Origin of the sequence: Streptomyces sp. NPDC048479 (assembly GCF_040651435.1) — a bacterium.
Lineage (GTDB): Bacteria > Actinomycetota > Actinomycetes > Streptomycetales > Streptomycetaceae > Streptomyces.
Genome location: NZ_JBEZKA010000002.1, coordinates 19715 through 44993, shown reverse-complemented (window position 1 = coordinate 44993; position 25279 = coordinate 19715). Strand labels below are relative to the sequence as shown.

The window sequence follows — 25279 nt, the reverse complement described above, 5'->3', positions numbered from 1 at the left end:
CGTTGAGGAGGCGGGCAGTGACCACCGAGATCACGCGCACCGTGCGGGTGCACGCTGACGACGTCGAGGCCAACACCCGGCGCGGCGGCGATATCCGGACGACGCTCAGCCCCAGGACAGTGGGGTGCACTTCCGGATTCGGCGGTGTGCTGACCCTGGAGCCGGGCGACTTCGTCACCGAGCACTACCACCCGTATTCCGAGGAGTTCCTGCATGTCGTCTCCGGCCAGCTGGAGATGACGATGGACGGCCAGCCGATCACGCTCGGCCCCGGCGACTCGCTGCTGGTGCCGATCGGCGTACGCCACCGGCTGGTCAACACCGGCACCGAGACGGCGAGCGGCGCGTTCCATCTCTCACCTCTGGCGCCCCGCCCCGAACTCGGGCACGTGGACACCGAGAAGGTCCAGCGGCCGCAGGAGTCCAACCCCCAGGTGGGCGGTGCCCAGTGAGCCGTAGGGCCGTCATCACCGGCATCGGTGTGGTGGCGCCGGGAGGGGTGGGCAGGGAGGCATTCTGGGACCTGCTCTCCGCGGGGCGCACCGCGACCCGCCGGATCACGCTGTTCGACCCCAGCGCCTTCCGCTCGCAGGTGGCAGCCGAGGCCGACTTCGACCCGGTGGCCGCCGGACTGAACCCGCGCCAGGTCCGCCGCATGGACCGCGCGGCGCAGTTCGCGGTGGTCAGCGCGCGTGAGGCCGTCGAGGACAGCGGTCTCGACTTCGCGAACACTCCGCCCGAGCGCATCGGTGTGAGCATCGGCAGCGCCGTCGGCTGCACCATGGGGCTCGAGGAGGAGTACGTCCTGCTCAGCGACGCCGGCCGGCACTGGCTGGTGGACCACACCTATGGAGTGCCGCATCTGTACGGCTACATGGTGCCGAGCACCCTGGCCGTCGAAGTCGCCTGGGAAGTGGGCGCGGAAGGACCCGTCGCCCTGATCTCCACCGGCTGCACCTCCGGACTCGACTCCATCGGGCACGGCGCGCAGCTCATCGAGGAGGGGACGGCCGACGTCGTGCTGACCGGCGCGACCGACGCCCCGCTCTCCCCGATCACCGCGGCTTGCTTCGACGCCATCAAGGCCACCTCGCCCAACAACGGCGACCCGGAGCACGCCTCCCGCCCCTTCGACCAGGACCGCGACGGTTTCGTCCTCGCGGAGGGCTCGGCAGTCCTTGTTCTGGAGGAGAAGGCGGCCGCAGAGCGTCGCGGCGCCCATATCTACGGCGAGCTCGTCGGCTTCGCGGGACGCAGCAACGCCTTCCACATGACGGGCCTGAAGGCCAACGGACGAGAGATGGCCGAGGCGATCAAGGTGGCCCTGGACCGGGCCCGGCTCGCCCCGACCTCCGTGGACTACATCAACGCGCACGGCTCGGGCACCAAGCAGAACGACCGGCACGAGACCGCCGCCTTCAAGCGCACACTCGGCGGCCACGCGTACAAGGTGCCGGTCAGCTCGATCAAGTCGATGGTCGGCCACTCGTTGGGCGCCATCGGCTCCATCGAGGTCGCGGCCTGCGCACTGGCGCTGGACCGCCAAGTGGTGCCGCCCACCGCGAATCTGCGCACCTCCGATCCGGAGTGCGATCTGGACTATGTGCCGCTGACCGCCCGGGAGCACCGGATGGATGTGGTGCTCAGCGTCGGCAGCGGCTTTGGCGGCTTCCAGAGCGCCATGCTGCTGGCCCGGCCGGGCACGGTCGAGTACGGGAGGAGCTGACGGTGAGCGCTGCCACAGCACAGGCCCCGGTCATCACCGGTCTCGGCGTCGTCGCGCCGACCGGCCTGAGCGCCGAGGCGCACTGGACCGCCGTCCTCGGCGGGACACCGGCCATCGGCCGGATCAGCCGCTTCGACCCGTCCGCGTACCCGGTGCGGCTGGCGGGCGAGGTGCCGGACTTCGTCACCAAGGAACAGGTGCCGAGCCGGCTGATCGCGCAGACCGACCGCTGGACGCATCTGGGGCTGTCCGCGGCCGAGGCGGCCATCGCCGACGCGCAGGTGAACCCGGCCGAACTGCCGGAGTACGAACTGGCCGTGGTGACCTCCAGCTCATCCGGCGGCACCGAGTTCGGCCAGCACGAGATGGAGAACCTCTACCAGCACAACCCCGAGTGGGTCGGCGCCTACCAGTCGATCGCCTGGTTCTACGCCGCCACCACCGGCCAGGTCTCCATCCGGCACGGGCTGCGCGGCCCCTGCGGAGTGATCTGCTGCGAGCAGGCCGGCGGTCTTGACGCCATCGGCCAGGCCCGGCGGCTGATCCGCACCGGCTCCCGCCTCGTCGTCACCGGCGGGACGGATGCCTCCCTGTGCCCGTACGGACTCACCGCGCAGCTGTCCACGGGCAATCTCTCCACCGTTCAGGACCCCGTCCGCGCCTATCTGCCCTTCGACACCGAGGCATCCGGCTATCTGCCCGGCGAGGGCGGCGCGATGCTCATCGTCGAGAGCGCCGAAGCCGCCGAGGCCCGCGGCGCGCAGAAGATCTACGGCAGGGTGCTCGGCTACGCCGCCGGCTTCGACCCGCCACCCGGCTCCGAGCGCCCGCCGTCGCTGCGCCGCACCATCGCCGCCGCGCTCGCGGACGCACAGCTCGAACCCGGCGCTGTGGACGTGGTGTTCGCCGACGCGGTCGGCGTGCCCGCGGACGATCTGGCCGAGGCCGAGGCGCTCGCCGAGATCTTCGGCGCGCGTGGCGTCCCTGTCACCGCGCCCAAGACACTGACCGGCCGGCTGTACGGCGGGGGCGCGCCCCTCGACGTCGCCACCGCGCTGCTGTCGCTGCGCGACCAGGTGATCCCGCACACCGTGGGACCCACCGCGGTCGCCCCCGGACACGAGATCGACCTGGTGCTCGGCGAACCGCGCCACCAGGAACTGCGCACCGCGCTCGTGGTCGCCCGCGGGCACGGCGGCTTCAACGCCGCGCTCGTCCTCGGACGGGCCGACTGACCACCGCGCCACACCGACTACCGGCAGGAGGCCGCCATGGCGGGACACACCGACAACAGCATCGTGATCGACGCGCCGATGGGCCTGGTCTGGGACTTGACCAATGACCTGAAGTCCTGGCCGCAGCTCTTCAGCGAGTACGCGTCCGTCGAGGTGCTCGAGGAGGAGGGCAAGGAGATCACCTTCCGGCTGACCATGCACCCGGACGAGGACGGCAATGTCTGGAGCTGGGTCTCCAAGCGCATCCCCGACCCCGAGACCAGGACCGTCCAGGCCTTCCGGGTCGAGACCGGACCCTTCGAATTCATGCGCCTGTACTGGGAGTACACCCAGGAGGACGACGGCGTACGGATGCGCTGGGTGCAGGACTTCCATATGAAGCCCGAGGCCCCGGCCAGCGACGCCGGTATGACCGAGCACCTCAACCGCAACACCGGTATCCAGATGAACCTGATCAAGCAGAAGGTCGAGGCCGAGGCCACCCGCCGGACCACGGCGGGCTAGGAGGAATCAGGTGATCGCCCTTCTGGTCCCCCTGGTCGTCCTGGTCAACGGACTGGCCGCCGGAGTGCTCCTCGGCACCCAGCTCGGCGGCTGGCCGCTGCTCGCCGCACTGCCCGCCGACCGCTATGTGCACGCGCACTCCTTCTTCGCCACCCGTTACGACCCGGCGATGCCGCTGTGCCTGCTCGGGACGCTGATCGGCGATGTCGTACTGGCGGTGATCGCCCCGGGCCAGGCGGTCCGCGCCCTGTTCATCACCGGCGCCGTGCTCGCGGCCGCCACCGTCACCATCTCGCTCACCAAGAACGTCCCGGTCAACAAGTGGGTCCAGACGCTCGATCCGGACAATCTGCCGGACGACTTCGAGGCCAATGACCCGCGCTGGAACTGGGGCGCCTGGAACCAGCGGCGCAGCGTGCTCACCGTGCTTGCGCTGCTCGCCAACTGCTGTGCCCTCGCACTGTTGCTCTGAACTCTTCCGGAGGAGAACCATGGATCTCGGCCTTACGGGCAAGAAAGCCCTGGTCACCGGCGGCACCCGAGGAGTCGGCCGAGGCATCGTACGGGCGCTGGCCCAGGCCGGCGTCGATGTCCTGACCTGCTACCAGAACTCCAGCGACGCCGTCACATCGCTCGAGAAGGAACTCAAGGAGACCGGCGGCGACCACCATGTCGTCAAGGCTGACGTCGCCGATCCGGCCGATGTCACCGCGCTGCTGGCGCAGGCCAAGGCGCACTTCGGCCGCCTCGACCTCGTGGTCAACAACGCGGGCGCCATCAGCCACATCCCGTACGCGGAGCTGCCGTTCGACGAATGGCGGCGGATCATCGACACCAACATCACCGGGTCCCATCTGGTGATCCAGAACGCCCTGCCGCTGCTGCGCAGGGGCTCCTCGGTGGTCACCATCGGCTCCAAGGCCGTCGAGGCCGGCATTCCGCTGCGCTCCCACTACACCACCACCAAGGCGGCCATCGTCGGTCTGAACCGGTCCCTGGCCAAGGAGTTCGGCTCCAAGGGCATCCGCTTCAACGTCGTCGCACTCGGCGTCATCGAGACCGAGAACCTGCACAAGATGCCGGCGGAGCAGCAGAAGCTGATGATCGAGCGGTACAGCGCCAAGACGGCGCTAGGCAGGCTCGGCACCCCCGAAGAGGTGGCGGGCGCGATCCTCTGGCTTGCCAGCGATCTGTCCCGGTACGTCACCGGGGCCACCATAGGCGTCGACGGGGGAATCTCCTGATGACCAACGGCAACAGCAACGACAACAGCAACCGCAACAGCTCGGGAAACGAGGGCGCGTTCCGGGTACTCCTGCGGATGGAGATCAACCCGGGCCTCGACGCGGACTTCGAGAAGGCATGGCGCGGCAGCACCGAGGCGGTCACCGGCCACCCCGCCTGCCTGGGCCAGTGGCTGTCCAAGGACACCGCCGAGGAGAGCGTGTACTTCATCGTCAGCGACTGGACCGACGAGCCCGGATTCCGCGAGTTCGAGTCCAGCGAGGCCCACCTCGCCCACCGCGAACGGCTCCACCCCTACCGCGGCAAGGGCTCGTTCAACACCATGCGGGTGGTGGCGCACATCCAGGGCAAGGCCTCCGCGCATGCCGTGTGAGGTACGGGTCCTGGTCCACCAGGCGGCCCACGACGACGAGCAGCTGGAGGCGGTACGCGCCGCGTACCACCTGGTCAGCAAGCGACTGGCGGAAGTGCCCGGCATGCTCGGCAACGAGCTGCTGCGCTCACCGCTGGACCCCACCTCGCTCGTCGTCGTGAGCCGCTGGGCCGATCTGGCCGCGTTCCGGCGTTGGGAAGAGGGCGCCGGACACCGCGAGGACACGGCACCTCTGCGCCCGTACCGCGACACCCGGCTCGCCGTGCCGTTCGGCATCTACGAGGTAGAGGCGGCCTACTGAAGGGCTAGTAAGAGATGACCACCACGGTTCAACCCGCAGCCAACGCCACCGCCGGCGAGCAGGTGGCATGGGTCTCCTGCTCCGGCTGCCGCTCACTGGTCTACGGCAAGCGCTACGCGCGTCTGCTGCGGGTCTGCCCGGAGTGCGGGGCGCACGCCAGGCTCGACGCACCCAGCCGTATCGCGCAGCTCTTCGACTCGAGCAGCACACAGGCGGTGCCCGTACCGGCCACCCAGCTCAATCCACTGGACTTCGTCGACCAACAGCCGTACGCGGAAAGGCTGCAGCAGGCCAGAGCCCGTACCGGGCAGCAGGATGCCGTGCTGGTGGTCCGCGGCCGGATCGACGGACGGCCGCTCGTCGCCGCCGTCATGGACTTCCGCTTCTTCGGAGGCAGTCTGGGGGTGGCGGCGGGTGAGGCGATCACCACGGCCGCCGAGACCGCGCTGAAGGACCGGGTGCCGCTGCTGATCGTCACCGCGTCCGGCGGAGCGCGCATGCAGGAGGGCGCTCTCTCCCTGATGCAGATGGCCAAGACGAGCAACGCGCTGGCCGAGCTGGACGAGGCAGGACTGCTCACCGTCACTCTGGTCACCGACCCGACGTACGGCGGGGTGGCCGCCTCCTTCGCGACGCTGTCCGACGTGGTGGTCGCGGAACCGGGCGCCCGGATGGGCTTCGCCGGACCGCGGGTCATCGAGCAGACCATCGGGCAGCAGCTTCCCGCAGGTTTCCAGACCGCCGAATTCCTCCTGGACCACGGCCTGGTGGACGATGTCTGGCCGCGTACCGAACTGCGCGCGCGGCTCAGCAGACTGCTCGCCGTGGCCGAGGAGCCGGGCCCCGACTGGGGCGCGGGCGAGGAGGACCCGGTGGTCCGCGACAGCCAGCTCCTGGACCAGCTCCCGGCCTGGGACTGTGTCCAGCTGGCCCGTGAGGCCGGCCGGCCCACGGCGCTCGAGCACATCGGATACTGGCTGGACGGCTTTGTCGAACTGCACGGCGACCGGGCGGGCGAGGAGTGCCCGGCGATCGTCGGCGGCCTCGGCCGCCTCGACGGACTGCCCGTCATGGTGATCGGCCATCAGAAGGGTCACACCACGGCCGAACTCGTCAGCCGCAACTTCGGTATGCCCTCACCGGCCGGATACCGCAAGACAGCCCGGCTGATGCGGCTCGCCGCCAAACTGGGCATTCCTGTGGTGACCCTGATCGACACCCCTGGCGCCTATCCAGGCCTCACCGCCGAGGAGAAGGGCCAGTCCAACGCCATAGCGGAGAACCTGCGGCTGATGGGCTCGCTGTCCGTGCCGGTGGTGGCCGTGGTGACCGGCGAGGGCGGCAGCGGCGGAGCGCTCGCGCTCGGCGTGGCCGACCGGGTGCTGATGTGCGCCAACGCCACCTACTCGGTGATCAGCCCGGAGGGCTGTGCGGCGATCCTCTGGAAGAACGCGGCCGAGGCGGCGGTGGCTGCTGACGAACTCGCCCTCGACGCCGCCTCGTTGCTGCGCCTCGGCGTGGTCGACGGAGTGATCCCGGAGCCCGAGGGCGGCGGACACAAGGACACCACCGCGATGAGCGACGCCGTGCGCCGTGCGGCCGTTGTCGCGCTCCGTGAGCTGCGCGGCGTCCCCGCGTCACCGGCTTCGCGCCGACGGCGCTTCCGGGCCTTCGGACTGGCCCACGACCTGGAATCACGGACGTGACCAGGCCCCACGGCAACGGTACATACGACGGCAGATACGACGGCAGGTTCTACGGAGAGAGACCGATGAGCGAAGTGACCAAGGAGAGCCTCGGCACCACCAGGACCGGCGATCCGCTCGCCGGTCTGGACTACGACACCAGCGCGCTGGCTCTCACCGATATCTGCCGCAGCATCGCGGACGTCGTACGAGTCGGCACCAGCCACCCGCGCCGGGTCCGGGTGGCCCTGGGCGCGGCCAGCATCGAGGTGGAGTGGGAGGAGGGGCAGGCGCCCACCGCCCGCGAGCCCGCCGCCGCGCCGGCCAACGATGAGGAGTCGGTCGACGGATACCACGAGTGCGCGCCGCTGGTCGGCACGTTCTATATCGCACCCTCACCCGGCTCCCCGCCCTTCGTCCGCCCCGGCGACCGTATCGAGGTGGGCCAGCAGCTCGGCGTCATCGAGGCGATGAAGCTGATGAACCCGCTCGAGGCCACCAGGGCGGGACGGGTGGTCGAGGTGCTCGTCGACGACGGCACCTCGGTCGAGTACGGACAGCCACTGGTGCTCCTCGACCCCGAGGACTCCGTGAGCCCGGCCGGAGAGGGATGACCATGGCCTTCGACACGATCCTGATCGCCAACCGGGGCGAGATCGCGCTGCGGGTGATCAGGACCTGCAAGGAGATGGGCATCCGTACCGTCGCGGTGCACTCCACCGCCGACAAGGACAGCGCACACGTACGGGCCGCCGACACCGCGGTGCAGATCGGCCCCGGTATGCCGCGCAAGAGTTACCTCTCCGCGCCCGCGGTGATCGAGGCCGCGCTGCGCACCGGGGCCGACGCCGTCCACCCCGGCTACGGCTTCCTCTCCGAAGACCCCGACTTCGCCGAGATCTGCGCCGACAACGGACTGGTATTCATCGGCCCGCGGCCCCAAGTGCTCTCCCGCCTCGGGGACAAGGCCGTGGCCAGGGCGCTGATGACGGACGCGGGACTGCCGGTGCTGCCGGGCAGCCCCGGCACGGTGGACAGCGCCGCCGAAGCGACCGACCTCGCCGGCCGGATCGGCTTCCCGCTGATCATCAAGGCCGCGGCGGGTGGCGGCGGGCGCGGAATGACCGTCGTACGCCAGCAGAGCGAACTGCTTCCCGCCTACCGCCAGACCCGCGCCACCGCACAGGCCATATTCGGCGACAACCGGGTCTACCTGGAGCGCTTCTGCGACAGCGCACGCCATATCGAGGTCCAGGTACTCGCGGATGGCCATGGCACGGTTCTGCACCTCGGCGAACGCGACTGCTCTGTGCAGCGCAGGCACCAGAAGCTCATCGAGGAGAGTCCGGGACCAGGCCTGCACAAGGAACTCACGGCAGCGATGGCTCGTGCCGCGGTGCGCGGCGCCCGAGCGGTCGGTTACACCGGCGCGGGCACCTTCGAATTCCTCGTCCACGACGAGGGCTTCTCCTTCATGGAGATGAACTGCCGTATCCAGGTGGAACATCCGGTGACCGAGGCGGTGTTCGGGGTCGATCTCGTACGCGAACAGATCCGCGTCGCAGCGGGGGAGAGCCTCGGCTTCTGCCAGGAGGACCTCGCCCCGCGCGGTGCCGCCGTCGAATGCCGGGTCAACGCCGAGGACCCGGCCCGCAACTTCGCGCCCTGTCCCGGCACGCTGGAGGAGTTCGTGCCGCCCGGCGGCCCCTTCGTGAGGGTGGACACCCACGGCTACGCGGGCTGGCGGGTGCCCTCGCAGTACGACTCGCTGCTCGCCAAGGTGATCACCTGGGCGCCCCAGCGGGATCAGGCGCTGGACCGGATGGACCGGGCGCTGGCCGAGTTCCGCATCGCCGGCCCCGGGGTGCACACCACCATCCCGCTGCTGCGGGAGGTCATCGCCGACCCGGTGTTCCGGGACGGCAAGCACGACACCTCGTTCCTCGACACCCGGCCCTGACACCGGGACGCCCGCGGGCCCTGACAGCGTGCTGTCAGGGCCCGCGGGCGTCGTGCGTCGGGACTCGTCGTCGGTCGAGTCTCACCAGCCGACGACGGTGTCCCGGCGGAAGAGAACCCCTGAAGGGCCGTCGTCGGGGAGCGTCGCCGCACGGGCGACGGCTTCGGCCGCGGCCTCGGGGGACTGTGCGGCCTCCGGCCGCATACGGGTGCGTACGAGCCCGGGGTTGACCGCGTTGACCAGGACGCCCGAGCCCTCGGTCTCCTTGGCCAGCATGACGGTGAGGGCGTTCAGCGACGCCTTGGAGACCGAGTAGGCGGGGCACTGCGCGGCGATGCCGATGGTGAACGTGCCGGTGCCGCTGGAGACATTGACGACCCGGCCCCAGCCGCGCCGGACCATCGCGGGCACATACGCCTGTGCGACCCGCCAGGACCCCAGCAGATTCACTTCCAGGGTCCGCTCCACCAGATCGAGCGGGATCGCGGAGGGCGTATTGCCCCAGTCCAGCTGTACGCCCGCGTTGTTGACCAGGATGTCGACAGCTCCCGTTCCGGCGGCGGCGCGCGCCACGGAGTCCGGGTCGGTGATGTCCAGGGCGACGCCGGACGCGCCGTCGCCCAGAGCGGCGGCGGTCTTGCGGGCCGCTTCCTCGTCACGCGCGGCGACGACGACGCGATGACCCTGAGCGTGCATCAGGGCCGCGACCGCCAGCCCCAGTCCTCGATTGCCGCCGGTCACCAGCACGGTGCGGGGAACAGTAGCCATGACAGGTGCCTTTCCGGGGTTGGGACGACGAAGGGAGGGCCCGGCACCCCGGACGGGGGTGCCGGCCCTCCCACGTACCAGCTGGGTCGATCAGGTGGTACGGGAGAGCAACTGACCTACTGCCGCGGCCAGTTCACCTTGCGGATCGGCGACGGAGCCCGCCCAGCGCCAGGCGACGAACCCGTCGGGGCGGACCAGGACAGCGCCGCCCGCCTCGATGCCGTACGTCTTGGCCACCCCGTTCCCCGGTGCGACGATCGCCGCGCCAGGACCGCCGATCCGGTGCGCGGTGAGCGTGACGCCGAGGTCGTCGGCGACGGCCTTCGCCGCATCCACCCATACCTGCCCGCCCTCGGCGGTGATGACCACCGGAGTCCGGCCGTACAGATCGAGCACGGAGATGCTCTTCCCGTCGCGCTCCAGCTCCAGATGCGGGGCCCGCGTGCCCGGCTCCCCACTGAGCTGCTGCGGCGGCACGGGCGGGCCGGGGCTGTAGCGGTAGCCGAACACCGTGGTGCCGTAGGCGTCCGCCTGGTCCTGGCCCTCCCCCTCGTCGCCCGTACGCTCCTGCATCATTCCCAGGGCCTGCTGGAGCGTCATCCAGGCGACCGGGTGGCGCTCCGCCTGGTACGTGTCGAGCAGCTCGGGACCGGCCTCACCGTCGAGGACCGCCGCGAGCTTCCAGGCGAGGTTGTTCGCGTCCTGGATGCCCAGGCTGGCCCCGAACCCGCCGGTGGGCGGCACCAGATGGGCCGCGTCACCGACCAGGAAGACCCGGCCCTGACGGTAGTCGCGGGCCACCTGCGCGCCGATGACGAAGCTGAGCCACTTCGCCCCGCCGGCCGGCAGCTGCGCAATGATCCCGACCTCGAGACCGGGTTCTCCGATCGCGGCGCGCACCAGCTCGACGGCCTTCTCCTCGGTGATGTCGTCGAGAGTGTCCCCGGGCGGCATCGCGGTGGCGAAGATCCACCGCTTCCTGCCGTCGTGCGCGAACAGGATCGTCGACGGCGCCGGCTTGTCGAGGTAGCAGACCCCGACAGGACGGCCCCTGGCTGCCTTGCTCAGATCGGCCTCGAAGAGCACCGACACGGTGGTGGCGAACTCGCCGGGTCCGTCGGACTCGATGCCCAGCCTGTTACGGATCGGGCTGCGGCTGCCGTCGGCCGCCACCAGATACTTGGCGCGGACCGTGCGCTCGGCCCCCGTGCCGGTGTCCTTCAGGACGGCGGTGACGCCGCTGTCGTCCTGCTCGAAGGAGACCAGCTCGGTGGAGAACGCCAGCTCCGCGCCGAGTTCCCCGGCGCGCTCGCGCAGCAGATGCTCCAGCCGGTCCTGGTCGATCGGCGCCCACTCGCAGGGGCTGACCGAACCGCTCGGGTCGGGCTGGTCGGTCGGACCGCTGAAGATCTCCTGTCCCGCCAGGGTCTCGGCACGGATCATCAGCAGCTTGCTGAAGTCCGTGGCGAGGCTGGCCTCCGACCACAACCGGTCCTCGAGCCCGACCTGCCGGTACAGCTCGACCGTACGCGGATTGACACCACGCGAACGCGGGTGGCTGAGGGTGTCCGGGTGCCGCTCGACCACCAGCGAACGTATCCCGTGCCAGCCGAGGAAGACCGCGGTCGACAATCCGGTCACCGCACCTCCGACGACGAGGACCGGGACCTCCTCAGGGGTCTTGCTCATGGACGGATTCCTTTCCTCGGGGCGTGACCAGCCGACCGGACCGCGCTCACGCGGCCTTGCGGCAGACGACGACCGTGTCGTAGTCGCTGAGCGGGGAGACCTCGGTCGATGCGAAGCCGGCGTTCTTGGCGTGCGCGAGGAGTTCGGAGGTCGGGTACTCGGAGCCGCCGTCGGTGACGAGCAGCATGTCCAGGCTGATCACCAGGTTCTCGACGTGGTCGGGCTCGTCGTCGAGCATCCGGTCGTAGACGATCAGCGCACCGCCGGGGTTCACCGCCTCGAACGCCTTGGCCACCAGCTCACCGCGCTGCTTCTCGTCCCAGTCGTGCAGCACGTGGCCCATGGTCACCACGTCCGCCTTCACGGGCAGCGGCTCGGTGAAGAAGCTGCCGCCGTGGAAGTGGACCTTGCCGGTCAGGCCGTAGCTCTCCACGTGCTCGTCGAACAGCGGCTCCATCGGGGGCAGGTCGAAGACATGGCCCTCCAGGTGCGGCTGGTTCTTCACGATGATCGAGCAGAGGTTGCCACGGGCGCCGCCCACGTCGAGCACCGACTTGGAGCCGGACCAGTCGAACTTGCCGACCAGCTCGGGACCGACGACATGCGTGAGGGCGTCCATCATGTGCACGAACTGCTTGAGGATGTGGGGGTTCTCGACGACCACGTCGAAGTGGCTGCCGGACTGCTGCTCGCCGGTGCGCAGCGCCTCGCCGAGCCGGCCCCAGGCCGGGTACAGGTTGCGGTTGGAGCGCTCAAGGAAGCCGCCCACCCAGGTGCGCTCCCCGCGCACCAGGTAGGTGTCCGCGCCCTTGGCGTTGCGGTACCCGCCGTCCGCACGCTCCAGCAGGCCCAGCGACGTCAGCAGGTTCAGCCAGTCGCTCAGGCCCCGCCCGTGCAGTCCGAGCTCCTTGCGGATCTCCTCCTCGGTGGAGGCCCCCTTCGTGTGCAGCGTGGTGAACAGATCCAGTTCGACTGCGGTCAGCAGCGCCTTGGCGTCGCAGAACGCGTTGCTCAGCCGGATGATTCCGGCCGACGTGCTGACATCCGGGCTGGTTTGCGTCATGCGCAGGACTCCTTCCAACACGGCGCATGGCCTGGCGCCAGGCCGCTGTGGCGGAGAATCCACGCCGCGGGTTGAGATCACCTCAAGGGGGACTGGGGCAGCCACCTCACCGCTGCATCTCCACTGCGCCTCAAGTCGGCGTGGCTACTCATTTTGGGTGCCGTGGAGGGATCCCGGCGGAAGCCCAGCTTGCCCAGAGGGGATATGCATGTATGACGTGAAGATCCCGGTGCTGATCGTCGGTGGTGGTCCCGTCGGCCTGTCCACTGCACTGTTCAGCGGCCGGCGTGGAGTACGCACGATGCTCCTGGAGAAGAGGGACAGCACCTCCATGCTGCCCCGCGCCCCGGGTCTGCAGGCCCGGACCATGGAACTGTTCCGCGCGGCGGGACTCGGCAAGGACATCCGCGCGCTCGAAATGGGTGACTCCCATGCCTACTTCGAGGGCGGGATCATCAAGGTCGAGACGTTCTCCGACATCGACAACGCGGAGCTGCTGGAGTCGCCGTCGCTGGACGGCGAGACGGTGAGCCCCGAGCGTGTGATGGGCTGCGGCCAGGACCGGTACGAGAAGGTACTGGTGGCCAAGGCCAAGGAGTACGGCGCGGACGTCCGCTTCAACACGAAGCTGATCTCGTTCGAGCAGGACGCCGACGGCGTCACCGCCATCGCCGAAGAGGGCGGCAGCGGAAAGCGGTTCACCATCCGCGCCGACTACCTCGTGGGCGCCGACGGAGCGGGCAGCCGCATCCGTGAGGCGCTCGGAGTCAAGCGGGTCGGCCGCGGCACGGTGTTCAACGCCCTGAGCATCTACTTCCGGGCGCCGGAGCTGGAGACGCTGCTCAAGGACACCAAGTTCATCCTGTGCTACGCCTCGGCGGGCGGCACCCTGATGGGCCTGTCCCGGCTGCATGGGTGCGACCCGTGGCTGGCCGCGCCCATCTACTTCCCGGAGAAGGGCGAGAAGCCCGAGGACTACACCGACCAGCGGTGCATCGACATCGTCCGCCGGGCCTCCGGCAAGGACATCGACGTCGAGATCATGGACAAGGTGCCGTGGCAGGGCGCCCAGCTGGTCTCGGAGACCTTCCGCGCCGGCCGGGTCTTCCTGGCGGGGGACGCCGCCCATGTGCACCCGCCGGCCGGCGGGTTCGGCGCCAATACCGGTATCCACGACGCGCACAACCTGTCGTGGAAGCTCGCCGCCGTCCAGCACGGCTGGGGCTCCGAGGCGCTGCTCGACACCTATGACGCCGAGCGCCGCCCGCTGGGCACCGCCATGTCGGAGCAGGCGCTGGTGCGCAACCGCATCCGGCACGGCTACTCCACCGAGCAGGACCGGGCCGACTTCGTGGACGACGTGATCATCACGCTCGGCTACCGGTACCGCTCCACGTCCATCGTCGGCGCCATGGGTACGAAGGTGCTCACGCCGAACCTGGAGCTGACCGGCGAAGCCGGCACCAGGGCCCCGCACGTCTGGCTGGAGCGGGGCGGCGAGACGATCTCCACGATCGACCTGTTCTGGGACTCGTTCGTGCTGCTGACCGGGCCCGACGGCGGTTCCTGGGCCGAGGCCGCGGTGCCGATCGCGGAGAAGCTCGGCATTCCGCTGCGTACGTACGCGATCGGACCGGACGAGGAGCTCAAGTCCACCGACCGCGACTGGGCGGAGGTCTACGGCGTGGGCCGTGGCGGCGCGGTGCTGGTGCGGCCGGACGCCTTTGTGTCCTGGCGGTCGGCCGGGGGAGGCGACGATCCGCAGAGTGAGCTCGCGGATGTGCTCGCCCGGGCCTCGGGCGTCGAGACCGCCGCCGTACCGGCTCCGTGAGAGGAGGGGCGCAGATGACCGGATACGAAGCAGGCGCTGCAGTTCATCCCGGCGCCGTGCTGGCGCAGGCGATGGCCTTCCAGCCCGCGCGGCTGGTCCTGACGGGCATTGAGATCGGGCTGTTCAAGGAGCTGGCGAAGAAGCCGGCCACCGAGGACGCGATCAGGGAGCGGCTGGGCCTGCACACACGGGGCACCGACCACTTTCTGGCCGCGCTGGTCGAACTCGGGTTCCTGGAGCGCTCCGACGGCGGGGAGTTCTCCAACTCCCGGGCGGCGCAGCAGTTCCTGGTACCCGGGGACGAGGGGTATCTGGGCGGCTTCCTGCGGATCGCGGGCCAGGTGATGTACCCGGCGTGGGACAAGCTGGGCGAGGCGCTGCGTACGGGTGCCCCGCAGGCCGCCACGTACACCGGTGAGGACATGTTCGGCGAGCTCTACGAGAGCGACGAGAAGAAGGACGGTCTGGTCGGCATGGCGGAGGACGCCAGCCGCCCGCTGATCCCGGCGCTCACCGAGTCGTTCGGATGGGCGAAGTACTCCTCGGTCCTCGAACTCGGCGGCTGCCGGGGCAACGTACTGGCCGGGCTGGTGAAGGCGCATCCGCATCTGGATGCGTGTGTCTTCGACCTGCCGCAGCTCGATGGGGACTTCACCGCCCATATGTCCGCCATCGGCATGGCGGAGAAGGTCCGTTACCACGGCGGTGACTTCTTCGCCGATCCGCTGCCGCAGGCCGATGTGCTCATGATCGGGCATGCGCTGGTCGACTGGAACGACGAGCAGCGCAAGCAGCTGGTGAAGAACACCTTCGCCGCGGTGCGTCCCGGCGGGGCTTTCCTGGTCTGGGACCCGGTCATCGTCGATGACGACGAGAGCTATCTGCGCAATCTGATCCGCAGCCTGAACCTGCAGCTGATGACGCCGCACGGCAAGGGCTACCGGTTCGAGCAGTGTGCCGAGTGGATGCGGGAGGCCGGCTATGCCGAGGTCACCCGCACCTCACTCGGGCACGACGTCACTCTGGTCATCGCCCACAAGGACTGAGCGGTTCGTGGGGTTGCGGGGTCGCGGGGTCACGACCGGATCCGGTCGAGGTGCCGCTCCTGCAGCTCCCGGCTGCTGCGCATGAAGTCCAGCAGCAGTTCCAGCTGCTCGGTGGTGTAGCGCGCGACATGCCGGAAGCCGTCCTGCGCGAGTGGGCCGAAGAGCTCCTCCACGGCCCGTACGGCTTCCGGTGCCGGCCGCACCACCGACTTGCGCCGGTCCCTGGGATCGGGGGAGCGGGTCACATAGCCGAGTCGGTCCAGGCGGTCCAGCAGGGCCGTGACACTGCCCGTGGTGAGTCCGAGCGCCGCACCCAGTTCGCTGGGTGCGGCGCTTTCGCGCTGCATGAGGATGTCCAGGCAGTGCAGATCGGTGCGGTTGATTCCCAGCCGCTCGGCGGCCGCGGCATCGAAGGAGTCGACTGCTGTCTGGAGCGCGCGGATCTCGCCGGCGAGCTCCTGCTGAAGATTTTTTCTCTTATCGCTTGACATCCAAGTAACTCGACCTTCAAGATAAATACATCGATAGCTTGACCATCAAGATAGTCGAGCTCCAAGAGAAGTCAAGATCGGGTCGTTGCCCGGGTTCCAGGAAGGAACACTGCGATGAACACCCAGCACACTGTCTCCACGGTCAAGACCGGCACTGCCGGGACGGAGGAAGCCGCCCGAATCGAGGCGTACTACACCAATGAGAAGCGACTCGGCCACTGGACCGTCGCCCGCACCATCGAGGTGACCGCCCGCCGCAGCTCGGTCCAGATGGACCTGCGGTCCGCCGAAATCCCCGAGGGCGACATCGAGGTCCGGATCGCCGGCGAGCGCTCCATCCTCAAGATCCTGGTGCCGGACGGCACCGTGGTCGATGAGTCGGAGCTGGAGTACGTCGGCCGCTCCAAGGTCAAGGACATGCAGCGGCACACCGCCTCCGGTGGCCGTGTCCTCCGGCTGACCGGCGTCCTCAAGCGCAGCGAGGTCCGCATCGTCCGCGGCGGCGTGGCGACCCTCACCGCCATGCTCTCCCGTGAGTTCGTCGACGACTGCCGTACGGCACACCGCGACGGCACTCTGCCCACCGTCCACGCCCCCGAAAGTGTCCGCGAGGGAACCCCGAGGGATGCCCGCTGATCCTTCAACAGGGCCTTGAGCGTGCCCCCTTAGCTTCGGAGCAGCGGCTTCCGGGTCCCCCGGCAGCTCTCCGCAGGCTTAGGGGGCATGCGTATGACACCTCATCAGGTTCAGTCTCTGTTCATCGGACTCGCGGCCATTCTCGTGCTCAGCCGGGTCCTCGGCGCCGCTGCGCGCCGTCTGGGGCAGCCACCCGTGGTCGGCGAGATACTCGCCGGGATTCTGGTGGGGCCCAGCCTGTTCGGCGGCGCCGTCGCCGAATTCCTCTTCCCCACCGACATCCGCCCGCTGCTCGCCGCACTGGCCAACCTCGGCCTGGTCCTGTTCATGTTCGTCATCGGATACGAACTCGATCTGGCCCTGATGCGCGGCAAGCAGAAGGTCGCGGCGAGCGTCTCGCTCTGCTCGGTCCTGCTTCCGTTCTCCCTCGGAGTGCTGCTCGCTCTCCATCTGAGCAGCAGTCACCACACCGGGAACCGGACCGGGTTCGTGCTCTTCCTGGGCGCGGCCATGTCCGTCACCGCCTTCCCCGTGCTCGCCAGAATCCTGGCCGACAGCGGTCTGGCCCGGACCAGAATCGGCGGGATCGCGCTCGCCAGCGCGGCTTTCGACGACATCGTGGCCTGGTCGCTGCTTGCCGTCGTGGTCACGGTCTCGGGCGGCGGCGGGCAGTGGGCCATGCTGCTCGCGCCGGTCTATCCGGCCCTGATGTTCTTCGCGGTCAAGCCAGGTCTGCGGTGGCTGTTCGACGAACGCCGGGGCAGCGGCCGGATCACCGCCGACCGGCTCATCGTCGTCCTCGGCGGTCTGATGCTGTCCTGCTGGGCCACCGAATGGCTCGGGCTGCATTTCGTCTTCGGCGCGTTCCTGTTCGGGGTCGTGATGCCCCGCAGCACCAGCGAGCTGGTCCGGATACAGGTCGTCGACCGGTTCGAACACCTCAGCCGGCTGATGCTGCTCCCCGCGTTCTTCGTCGTCGCGGGCCTCAAGGTCGATCTCTCCCAGACCGGTCTGAAGGGGCTCGGCGAGCTCGGGCTCATTCTGCTCGTCGCCATCTCGGGGAAGTTCATCGGCGCCTTCGTCGGAGCGCGGGCCAACGGTGTGCCCGCGCTGCAGAGCGCAGTGCTCGCGACCCTGATGAACACCCGCGGGCTCACCGAGATCGTCATCCTGACCATCGGACTTCAACTGGGCGTCCTCGACGCCGGGTTGTACGCCCTGATGGTGGTCATGGCCCTGGTGACCACCGCGATGGCCGGACCGCTGCTGCATCTGCTGAAGCGGCGCGCGGGCGGCTCCGAAGCCATCGGCGACTACGCCGAGGCCGTGCCGGAGAGCGAGGTGCACAAGCAGCGGCCCGTCGCGTCCGCCGGCCGGCCCGCGGGCTGAGCGAACGAACACAGCAAGAAACAGGAGGGTCCGCCGGCCTCGCCGGCGGACCCTCCTGTGTGCGGCGCCCGGGTCATCGGCCGAACGTAGCCCCTGCCAGCAGCTCCAGCTGCCCCGCCTCGGCGGTGCAGGGGAAGACCAGCAGCTCGTCGCAGCCCGCCGCCTCGTACGCCGCGGCCGTCTCCCGCAGCCGAGCCGCATCGGTGATGACCGCCTTCGCCGCCATCTCCGCCTTCGGGCCGATGAACGAGTAGTACGCCCGCAGATACGACTCGGCGACCTCCTGGGCGCCCGGCCCCAGGCAGGCGTACACCAGCGCCACCAGCCGCGGTGCGTCCGTACGACCCCGGGCCTGCCACGCCTCACGGGCCTGGCGGGCCAGCTCGGCATAGGCGGTCGCCGAGCTGCCGCCTGCGATCCAGCCGTCGGCGAACCGGGCCGCGCGAGCCATCGCCGCGGGAGTGTGGCCGCCCACGATGATCTCCGGCCCTTCGCCCTTCGGGAAGGGGCCGATGCCGGGGACCGGGCCCTTGCCGCCCCAGACCTCCGCCAGCTCGGTGAGGATGGAGTCAAGACGCTTCCCGCGGTCGCCGTACGGGGCGCCGGTGGCCCGGAAGTCGTCGTCGCGGCCGCCGGCCGCCACCCCGACCGTCAGCCGGCCGCCCGAGATCTCATGAATGGTCGCGAGCTGCTTGGCCAGCAATGGGGTGCCGGGACGGTAGGCGGCGAGCAGGATGGATGTGGTCAGCCGGATCCGCTCGGTCACCGCGGCCGCCGCGGCGAGCGAGGTCAGCGGCTCATAACTGTCGTACACCAGACGGTCGAGCGTGCCGAGGCTGGAGAACCCGTGGTTCTCCGCCAGCCGCGCCCAGTCGACGAGCCGGCGCCCGTCGATGTCCGGCACTGTGGTGGGCAGGCCCACTCCGATCTCCACGGGGTCTCCTTGATCGTCGGTTTGTTCGGGAGCTCCGCCCCCGAGCCTCCGCGTCTCAATCGCCGGCGGGCCTGGGGTTGCCGGACCGACAACCCCAAGCCCGTCCGGCGACTGAGGACACGGCCGAAGGCCGTACGGGTTCGAGGACTTGCGTCAGCGCGGCTTGCGGCCGGTGACCAGGGTGTTGCCGAGCGGCAGTTCGTGCTCGGTGATGCCGGTGAAGCCCGCCTGCACCATCCACTGGCCGCAGTCGCCCGGGTGGTAGCCCGCCCCGGCGGGCGTCATCACGAGCATGTGCAGGCTCGCGACCAGACTGGCCAGATCGGGCTTGTCGCCGGGCATCGGGTCGTAGACGAGCAACGCACCGCCCGGCCGTACCGCCTTGAACGCCTTGTCGATCAGTTGCTTGCGCTCTTCCAGCGAGAAGTCCGCCAGCACATGGCCGATCACCACGACATCGGCCCCGGGCAGCTCGTCGGCGAAGAAGTCCCCGCCGGTGAAGGCCAGCCGGTCCGCGACGCCGAGCGTCTGCGCGTGCTCGGCGCACGGCGCCTGGTTCTGCGGCCGGTCGAAGACCCGGCCCCTCAGATGCGGCTGGGCGCGCAGCAGCAGCCCCGCGAGATTGCCCCGCGCGCCGCCGACATCGGTCAGCGTGCTCCAGCCGCTCCACTCCACGGCCCCCAGCAGATACGGAACCAGGGGTGCGCTCAGCGAGTCCTGCATGGCCAGGAACACCCGCTGCGCCGCGGGATCGCTGAGCATCGCCTCGAAGTCGCCCTCGGCCTGCGGGGTGCCGGTGCGCAACGCCTGCGTAAGGCGCCCCCAGGCCGGATACAGCACGAAGTTGGCACCTTCGAGGAAGCCGCCCGCATAGTTCTCCCCGCGTACGAGATACCGCTGCGCGGCCTCGCTGTTGCGGTAGCGGCCGGACGAGCGCTCCAGCAGGCCGAGCGCGACCAGGGCGTCGAAGAAGTCGGTGGCGGCCCGCGGGTGCAATCCGAGCGCCGCCCTCAGCTCCTCCACCTCCGCCTCGCTGTCGGCGGTCTCGGCGAGTGTGCTGAACACCCCGAGCTCCAGGGCGGTCAGCAGTAGTTTCGACGATGCGAACCCCAGCCCCAACTGGCTGATGCCGAAGGGGTCCTTGGGGTCGGTCGCGAGATGTGTGGTGGTCATGCCGGGCTGTCCTCCTTGAGGGGCGTGTCGTCCGTGTCGTCGCCCGTCACGTGCTCTTCGTCGCCGGACAGGCCCTGCTGCACGGCGTGCCGCCGCAGCGCGAGGGCGCCACCCATGGCCAGCGCCATCACCGCGAGCATCAGGTAGTAGACGGGCTCGGGGATGACGTCGATGAGCCGGACCATGCCGCTGCCCGCGCCGCCGCCCAGCGCCGCGAACAGCCACAGCAGTCCGAGCATGTGGGCGATGAACTTCCGCGGCAGTACGTCGGCGACCGCCGCGATGCCGACCGCGGCGACGATCAGCTCACCGCAGGCATGCATGAAATAGACGACGAGGAGCCACAGCGGGGAGACTCTCTCGTCGCCCGACGCGAGGGTCGCGGCCAGCGCCATGATCAGGAAGCTGACGCCGGTCACGGTCAGTCCGACGGAGAACTTCACCGGCACGCCGTTGCGGCCACCGCCGTACTTCAGCAGCGCCCAGGCGAACACCGGCGCCAGGACCAGGATGAACAGCGGCGTCGCCGACTGCAGCCAGCTCACCGGCACGTCGAAGCCGAACACATGACGGTCCGTCGACTCCTTGGCGAACAGGGTGAGCGAGGAACCGTCCTGAGCGATCATCGACCAGAAGAGCGTCGAGCCGAGGAAGATCCAGAGGAAGGCGCGCAGCCGCCTGCGGTCCCCGGGGCTCAGCTCACGGCTGCGGTAGAGCACCAGGTAGGCGAGGACCGGCGCGAGGATGCTGACCGTGCCGACCAGACCGATGGCGCCGCCGGCGTTCAGGCCGCCGGACACCACCCCGCCCGTCACCAGCACGACCACCACGGCGGCGGTTGTGCCGATCAGCCGGAAGGCGCGCCGGGACTCATCAGGGTTCAGCGGTCGCCCGGGGCGGCTCCCGACATCCCTGAACTGATGCTGGCTTACCCAGAGTTGGACGGTGCCGAGCAGCATGGCCGTACCGGAGACGGCGAAGCCGAGCTGCCAGTCGACGCGCTCGCCGAGGAATCCGGCGATCAGCGGCGAGAGCAGGGCGCTCACCTGGATGCCGACGTACATCAGCGAGATACCGGCCTCGCGCCGGCCACTGTCCTTGCCGAACATCAGGTTGAGCATGGCCTGGTGGTTCGGCTTGTACAGGCCGAGGCCGAGCGCGAGCAGGACGAGTCCCAGTGGCGTCGTCCACAGCCAGGGTGTGGCCAGCGCGAAATGGCCGACCGTGATGACGCAGGCCCCGATGATGAGCGTCCGCCGCGGGCCGAGCAGCCGGTCGGCCACCCAGCCCCCGGGCAGACAGAGCATGAAGGCGAGCCCGATCCACGCGCCGAACAGGGCCGCGGAATCGGCCTTCGCCAGCCCCAGTCCGCCCTCGGAGCGCGGGGCGACCGCGTACAGAACCAGGATGGCCTGCATACCGAAGAAGCCGAAGCGCTCCCACACATCGCTCATGAACAGCGTGCGGTACCACGGCGGCCAGCTTCTGACGGATCCGGTGCCGGCCCCTCCAACACCGGGATCCTGATCAGCGCGTGCGGTGGTCATGCGGTGCTCTCTCCCTCCGTACGCGCCAGGTGCAGGCGGGGCCGGAAGGAGAGATACAGACCGCCGACCGCGTTCTGCGGACTCATCGGCGCCTGCTTCTGCTCGTGCACCTTGTTCAGGTTGGCCAGCGGGTTGGGGTCACCGCTCTCCGCACCGTTGAGGTGGGCGTGCACCCGTGAGTAGACGTCCTGGGCGTCCTCGAGGTCGGCGATGCCGGTCACGATGCGGTCGAAGGCGTCCTGGATGCTGAGGTTCTCGCGCTGGGCGCTGGTGAGCTTCTGGGCGTTGTAGAAGTGGTGCTCCTTGCCGCGGTAGCTCTCGTAGAAGACGGAGACGAGCACCAGCAGCCGCTCGTACGCATGCCGGTAGACGGTGTTGTAGAAGTCCCAGGCCTCCTTCTCCTCCACCTCGCCGCGCAGCACGCTGGAGACGCTGGCGGCCGCGAGCATCGCGCTGTAGGTGGCCAGGTGCACGCCGGTGGAGAGCAGCGGGTCCAGGAAGCAGGCGGCGTCGCCGCTGAGCAGATAGCCGGGGCCGCCGAAGCTCTCGGCCGTGTACGAGTAGTCCTGCTCGACCTTCATGCCGGAGACCTGCTCGGCGCCCTCGAGGAGGGGGAGCAGGTGCTGGCACTCCGCGATGGCCTTGTCGTAGACCTGCTGGATACCGCCGAGGGAGTTCTTCTTCTCGTTGAAGATGTCCCGGCCGGTGACAAGGCCGATGCTGGTGGTGCCGTTGTGCAGCGGAATGTTCCAGAACCAGCCGTCGGCCGAGGACAGGACGGCAATCGCACCATCGGGCCCGCGGTCCAGGGGCTTGACGTTCTTCCAGTACGACCAGGCCGCGACATTGCGGAAGATCTCGTGGTACTCACGGTTCTTCAGATGCCGGGCGGCGAAGACCCCGCCGCGGCCGGAGGCGTCGATGACGTAGTCGAAGGCGATACGGCCGTTCTGCGAGGCGTCCTTGGTGCCTGCCCACAGAGCCGCCACCGGGCGTTCGCCGTCGAATTCGAGTTCCTTGACGGTGATGTTCTCGACGACCTCGACGCCGAGTTCCGCCGCGTGCCGCAGCAGCAGCTCGTCGAACTCGGAGCGCACGACCTGCCAGGCGTTGGCGCCGTCGTCGCCGAGGCTGTTGAACTTGACCTCCCACTCCTCCGGGCCCCAGAAGAAGTAGGCGCCGCCCTTGGGCTGGAAGCCGTGCGACTCCACCTTGTCCCAGACGCCCAGCAGTTCCAGGATCGGCCGGCACGAGGGGAGGATCGATTCGCCGATGTGGTAGCGGGGGAACTGGTCACGCTCCAGCAGCGTGACCTGGAAACCTTCCTTGGCCAGGAGACCTGCAGCGGTGGAGCCCGCGGGCCCTCCCCCGATGACGAGGATCTGGGTGGAACCACGCATGTATTTCTCCAATCCTCCGAGCACGCGAAACGGAGTTCTGACCGTCCGCTGCACCGTGCACCGGGGCGCCGGAGGAGTACTGGAGAAGAACTCGATGCCCGCTCCGCTCCGGCTCAGCCGGCGTCGGCGTCGGCGTCGGCGTACCCGGCCACCCGGCGCGGCATCGCCTGCGCCACCAGCGCGACCAGGACGAGCCCGCCGATCGTGAACCAGCTGAAACTGCGGAACGCCTCGGTGAACATGTCCGCGCGAGCCTGCCCCGCCGCGTCCTTGAGCGGTTCGAAGAACAGCACGCCGAGCAGAGCCGCTCCGGCGGCGTTGCCGATCTGGAGCGAGGCACTGAGGGTGCCGGAGGCCGCCCCCGCGTCGCGTGCCTCGACCGATGCCCCGGCGACGGTGAACGCGGGCCCGAACACACCTCCCATCCCGACCCCCGCGACGAAGAGGGCGGGCCCGAGGTCCAGCCAGCCGCTGTCCGCACTGAGCGCGATGGCGAACCACAGCGCGCCGGCCGCCATGACGAGCGCACCACCGGTGACGAGATGCCGGCCGAATCTGCCCACCAGAGCGTCGCTCGACGCGGATGTGACGCCCGTGCCGATTGCCCACGGCAGGAAGAGCAGCCCGGTCTTCATCGCACTGAAGCCGAGACCGATCTGCAGGGTCAGCGAGACCGCGAGGAAGAAGCCGATCATCACTACGGCGAAGGTGAACAGCACGGCCGCGCCGACGCTGAACCCCCGCCCGGCGAACAGCCGCATCGGTATCAGGGACGAGCCGTCCCTGCGCTCCTTGGCGCCCGCGTGCCACGCGTACAGCGCGAGCACGAAAGGAGAGGCGACGAGGAGAGCCACCATCCAGCCGGGCCACCCGGCGTCGCCGCCCTGCACCAGCGGATACAGCGCGCACAGCACACTCACCGAGACCAGCCCCATACCGACGAGGTCCATCCGCAGCGGGTGGTCGGCGCTGTTCTCCGGCACCAGCCCTGCGGCCGCGAACAGTGCGGCGATCCCGAGGGGGATGTTCACCAGGAAGATCGCGCGCCAGCCGAGGCCGAAGACGTCGTACGTCACGAACACCCCGCCCAGGACCGGCCCGAGCACTGCGGCGAGCCCCGTCACACCCCCGTACGCGCCACTGGCCCCGGCCCGTTCGCCGGGCGGGAAGATCGCATACACGGTCGCCATGATCTGCGGGATCATCACGGCCGCCGCCAGTCCCTGCAACGCGCGTGAACCGATGAGCATCCCCGGACTCTGTGCGAGGCCGCAGAGCAGCGAGGCGGCGGTGAAGACGGCGACCCCGGCAAGGAAGAGCTGCTTCCGGCCATAGCGGTCGCCGAGCCGGCCGCCGGTGATCAGGCCGAGGCCGAAGGCGAGCGTGTACGCGGTGATGACCCACTGTGCGGACGCGAAGGACGCCCCCAGATCGTCCCGGACGGCGGGCAGGGCGATATTGACGATCGTCACGTCCAACAGGTCCATGAATGCTGCGCAGAGCATGACGAACAGCGCGGGCCAGCGCCGCGGACAGGTGGCGGCGAGCTCCGTCGTCCTGTTCTGGTCCGCGGTCGTCATGCCGTACCTCGCTTCTGGCGCAGACATCGGGAGTTGGGGGGAGTGTGACCGACCGGAGTCGAGCGTCGCTCGAGCGAGACCCTGCCGAGTTCTGGCTCAGTAATGGCCGGATTCCATCGAACAAGGGAGAGCCTGATGGCTGCACGTACGGCCCGGATGTGGGCGGCCGGCACGACGGCGACCGCGCTGCTGGCCGTGAGTTTGGTCGCCGCCGGCACGACGGCGGGCGCCGAGACCGCCAAGCCCCGGCCCAGGCCCACGGCCACGGCCACGCCGACGGCGGCGGAGGTCCGGCACGGCCAGACGACCCTCTACACGACCAACGTCGACACGCTGCTGAACTTCTACCGGGACGCCCTCGGATTCGAGGTGCTGTTCCGGCTGCCGGAGACGGGCCCGGCGCTGTTCGGAACGGTCCGGCTGGGGACGGACTACTACATCACCTTCACCACGTACGACACGGTGAAGCAGGCGACCGGGATTCCGGGCATCGGCCGGACCAAGATTCACCAGTCCGAGGTCGCCGTGCTCACACCGGACGTCGATGCCCTCTTCGCCAGGGCGAAGAGGGCAGGGGCGAAGGTCCTGATGGCGCCCAAGAATCAGCCGTGGGGCGAGCGGTCCGCGTATGTGGCCGACCCGGAGGGCAATTTCGTCCAGATCTCCACCCACACCGAAGGCTGACCGGAGAGCCGGCGTCACA

The 25279-nt window shown here is 69.5% G+C and carries 25 protein-coding genes; 16 read left to right on the top strand and 9 right to left on the bottom strand.

Features of this window, described 5'->3' with window-relative positions; all coding sequences use genetic code 11:
- Positions 1–17 precede the first annotated feature (17 nt).
- The 11 genes from AB0D12_RS02990 (at position 18) to accC (ending at position 9029) form a co-directional block, all read left to right on the top strand.
- A complete protein-coding gene (locus AB0D12_RS02990; RefSeq protein WP_266538673.1) occupies positions 18–452 on the top strand; it encodes a cupin domain-containing protein in 435 nt (144 codons plus the stop codon).
- On the top strand, positions 449–1726 hold the full coding sequence (locus tag AB0D12_RS02985; protein ID WP_362676466.1) for a beta-ketoacyl-[acyl-carrier-protein] synthase family protein: 1278 nt from the start codon (positions 449–451) through the stop codon (positions 1724–1726). The genes AB0D12_RS02990 and AB0D12_RS02985 overlap by 4 nt, the downstream gene beginning before the upstream one ends.
- A gap of 2 nt (positions 1727–1728) precedes the next feature.
- A complete protein-coding gene (locus tag AB0D12_RS02980; RefSeq protein WP_362676464.1) occupies positions 1729–2961 on the top strand; it encodes a ketosynthase chain-length factor in 1233 nt (410 codons plus the stop codon).
- 36 nt (positions 2962–2997) lie between these two features.
- Positions 2998–3465: an SRPBCC family protein gene (locus tag AB0D12_RS02975; protein WP_362676462.1), complete on the top strand. Its 468-nt coding sequence runs from the start codon at positions 2998–3000 to the stop codon at positions 3463–3465.
- Positions 3466–3475: 10 nt separating this feature from the next.
- Positions 3476–3937: a DUF1772 domain-containing protein gene (locus tag AB0D12_RS02970; protein WP_362676460.1), complete on the top strand. Its 462-nt coding sequence runs from the start codon at positions 3476–3478 to the stop codon at positions 3935–3937.
- A gap of 19 nt (positions 3938–3956) precedes the next feature.
- Positions 3957–4709 carry an SDR family NAD(P)-dependent oxidoreductase gene (locus tag AB0D12_RS02965; protein ID WP_362676458.1) on the top strand — a complete coding sequence of 251 codons (753 nt, stop codon included), beginning with the start codon at positions 3957–3959 and terminating at the stop codon, positions 4707–4709.
- Positions 4709–5083, top strand: coding sequence for an antibiotic biosynthesis monooxygenase family protein (locus AB0D12_RS02960; protein WP_362676456.1), 375 nt, complete (start codon positions 4709–4711; stop codon positions 5081–5083). Before AB0D12_RS02965 ends, AB0D12_RS02960 begins: the two co-directional genes overlap by 1 nt.
- A complete protein-coding gene (locus tag AB0D12_RS02955; protein ID WP_362676454.1) occupies positions 5073–5384 on the top strand; it encodes an antibiotic biosynthesis monooxygenase family protein in 312 nt (103 codons plus the stop codon). Before AB0D12_RS02960 ends, AB0D12_RS02955 begins: the two co-directional genes overlap by 11 nt.
- Before the next feature lie 14 nt (positions 5385–5398).
- Positions 5399–7090 (top strand): acetyl-CoA carboxylase carboxyl transferase subunit alpha, encoded by a 1692-nt coding sequence (gene accA / locus AB0D12_RS02950; protein ID WP_362676452.1) that lies wholly within the window; start codon positions 5399–5401, stop codon positions 7088–7090.
- 65 nt (positions 7091–7155) lie between these two features.
- Positions 7156–7683, top strand: coding sequence for a biotin/lipoyl-containing protein (locus AB0D12_RS02945; RefSeq protein ID WP_362676450.1), 528 nt, complete (start codon positions 7156–7158; stop codon positions 7681–7683).
- 2 nt (positions 7684–7685) lie between these two features.
- Complete coding sequence (accC, locus tag AB0D12_RS02940; protein ID WP_362676448.1) at positions 7686–9029, top strand: acetyl-CoA carboxylase biotin carboxylase subunit; 1344 nt, start codon at positions 7686–7688, stop codon at positions 9027–9029.
- A gap of 81 nt (positions 9030–9110) precedes the next feature.
- Here accC and AB0D12_RS02935 read toward each other — a convergent pair whose 3' ends face one another.
- The 3 genes from AB0D12_RS02935 to AB0D12_RS02925 form a co-directional block, all read right to left on the bottom strand.
- Positions 9111–9797 carry an SDR family NAD(P)-dependent oxidoreductase gene (locus AB0D12_RS02935; RefSeq protein ID WP_362676446.1) on the bottom strand — a complete coding sequence of 229 codons (687 nt, stop codon included), beginning with the start codon at positions 9795–9797 and terminating at the stop codon, positions 9111–9113.
- Positions 9798–9887: 90 nt separating this feature from the next.
- Positions 9888–11486 carry an FAD-dependent monooxygenase gene (locus tag AB0D12_RS02930; protein ID WP_362676444.1) on the bottom strand — a complete coding sequence of 533 codons (1599 nt, stop codon included), beginning with the start codon at positions 11484–11486 and terminating at the stop codon, positions 9888–9890.
- A gap of 46 nt (positions 11487–11532) precedes the next feature.
- Positions 11533–12549 carry a methyltransferase gene (locus AB0D12_RS02925; RefSeq protein WP_362676442.1) on the bottom strand — a complete coding sequence of 339 codons (1017 nt, stop codon included), beginning with the start codon at positions 12547–12549 and terminating at the stop codon, positions 11533–11535.
- Between the two features lie 208 nt (positions 12550–12757).
- On the opposite strand from AB0D12_RS02925, the gene AB0D12_RS02920 reads away from it, so the two are divergent.
- Together AB0D12_RS02920 and AB0D12_RS02915 are read left to right on the top strand one after the other, a co-directional pair.
- The gene (locus AB0D12_RS02920) at positions 12758–14380 is read left to right on the top strand and encodes an FAD-dependent monooxygenase (RefSeq protein WP_362676440.1); all 1623 of its coding nucleotides are present in this window, start codon (positions 12758–12760) and stop codon (positions 14378–14380) included.
- Positions 14381–14394: 14 nt separating this feature from the next.
- Entirely contained in the window at positions 14395–15426 is a 1032-nt protein-coding gene (locus tag AB0D12_RS02915; RefSeq protein ID WP_362676438.1) for a methyltransferase, read from the top strand.
- Between the two features lie 29 nt (positions 15427–15455).
- Here AB0D12_RS02915 and AB0D12_RS02910 read toward each other — a convergent pair whose 3' ends face one another.
- A complete protein-coding gene (locus AB0D12_RS02910; RefSeq protein ID WP_362676436.1) occupies positions 15456–15917 on the bottom strand; it encodes a MarR family transcriptional regulator in 462 nt (153 codons plus the stop codon).
- 114 nt (positions 15918–16031) lie between these two features.
- Between AB0D12_RS02910 and AB0D12_RS02905 the strand changes: the two genes are divergently transcribed.
- Both AB0D12_RS02905 and AB0D12_RS02900 read left to right on the top strand, forming a co-directional pair.
- The gene (locus AB0D12_RS02905; RefSeq protein WP_362676434.1) at positions 16032–16553 is read left to right on the top strand and encodes a hypothetical protein; all 522 of its coding nucleotides are present in this window, start codon (positions 16032–16034) and stop codon (positions 16551–16553) included.
- A gap of 93 nt (positions 16554–16646) precedes the next feature.
- Positions 16647–17942: a cation:proton antiporter gene (locus tag AB0D12_RS02900; RefSeq protein WP_362676432.1), complete on the top strand. Its 1296-nt coding sequence runs from the start codon at positions 16647–16649 to the stop codon at positions 17940–17942.
- A gap of 73 nt (positions 17943–18015) precedes the next feature.
- Here the strand turns inward: AB0D12_RS02900 and AB0D12_RS02895 are convergent, their stop codons facing one another.
- The 5 genes from AB0D12_RS02895 to AB0D12_RS02875 form a co-directional block, all read right to left on the bottom strand.
- Positions 18016–18876, bottom strand: coding sequence for an LLM class flavin-dependent oxidoreductase (locus tag AB0D12_RS02895; RefSeq protein ID WP_362676430.1), 861 nt, complete (start codon positions 18874–18876; stop codon positions 18016–18018).
- 153 nt (positions 18877–19029) lie between these two features.
- The gene (locus tag AB0D12_RS02890) at positions 19030–20049 is read right to left on the bottom strand and encodes a methyltransferase (protein WP_362676428.1); all 1020 of its coding nucleotides are present in this window, start codon (positions 20047–20049) and stop codon (positions 19030–19032) included.
- Positions 20046–21596, bottom strand: a complete 1551-nt coding sequence (locus tag AB0D12_RS02885) for a peptide MFS transporter (protein WP_362676426.1) — start codon at positions 21594–21596, stop codon at positions 20046–20048. The genes AB0D12_RS02890 and AB0D12_RS02885 overlap by 4 nt, the downstream gene beginning before the upstream one ends.
- A complete protein-coding gene (locus AB0D12_RS02880; protein WP_362676424.1) occupies positions 21593–22996 on the bottom strand; it encodes an NAD(P)/FAD-dependent oxidoreductase in 1404 nt (467 codons plus the stop codon). The genes AB0D12_RS02885 and AB0D12_RS02880 overlap by 4 nt, the downstream gene beginning before the upstream one ends.
- A 113-nt stretch (positions 22997–23109) precedes the next feature.
- Positions 23110–24576, bottom strand: a complete 1467-nt coding sequence (locus AB0D12_RS02875; protein WP_362676422.1) for an MFS transporter — start codon at positions 24574–24576, stop codon at positions 23110–23112.
- A 135-nt stretch (positions 24577–24711) separates the two neighbouring features.
- On the opposite strand from AB0D12_RS02875, the gene AB0D12_RS02870 reads away from it, so the two are divergent.
- The gene (locus AB0D12_RS02870) at positions 24712–25260 is read left to right on the top strand and encodes a VOC family protein (RefSeq protein WP_362676420.1); all 549 of its coding nucleotides are present in this window, start codon (positions 24712–24714) and stop codon (positions 25258–25260) included.
- Positions 25261–25279: the final 19 nt, after the last annotated feature.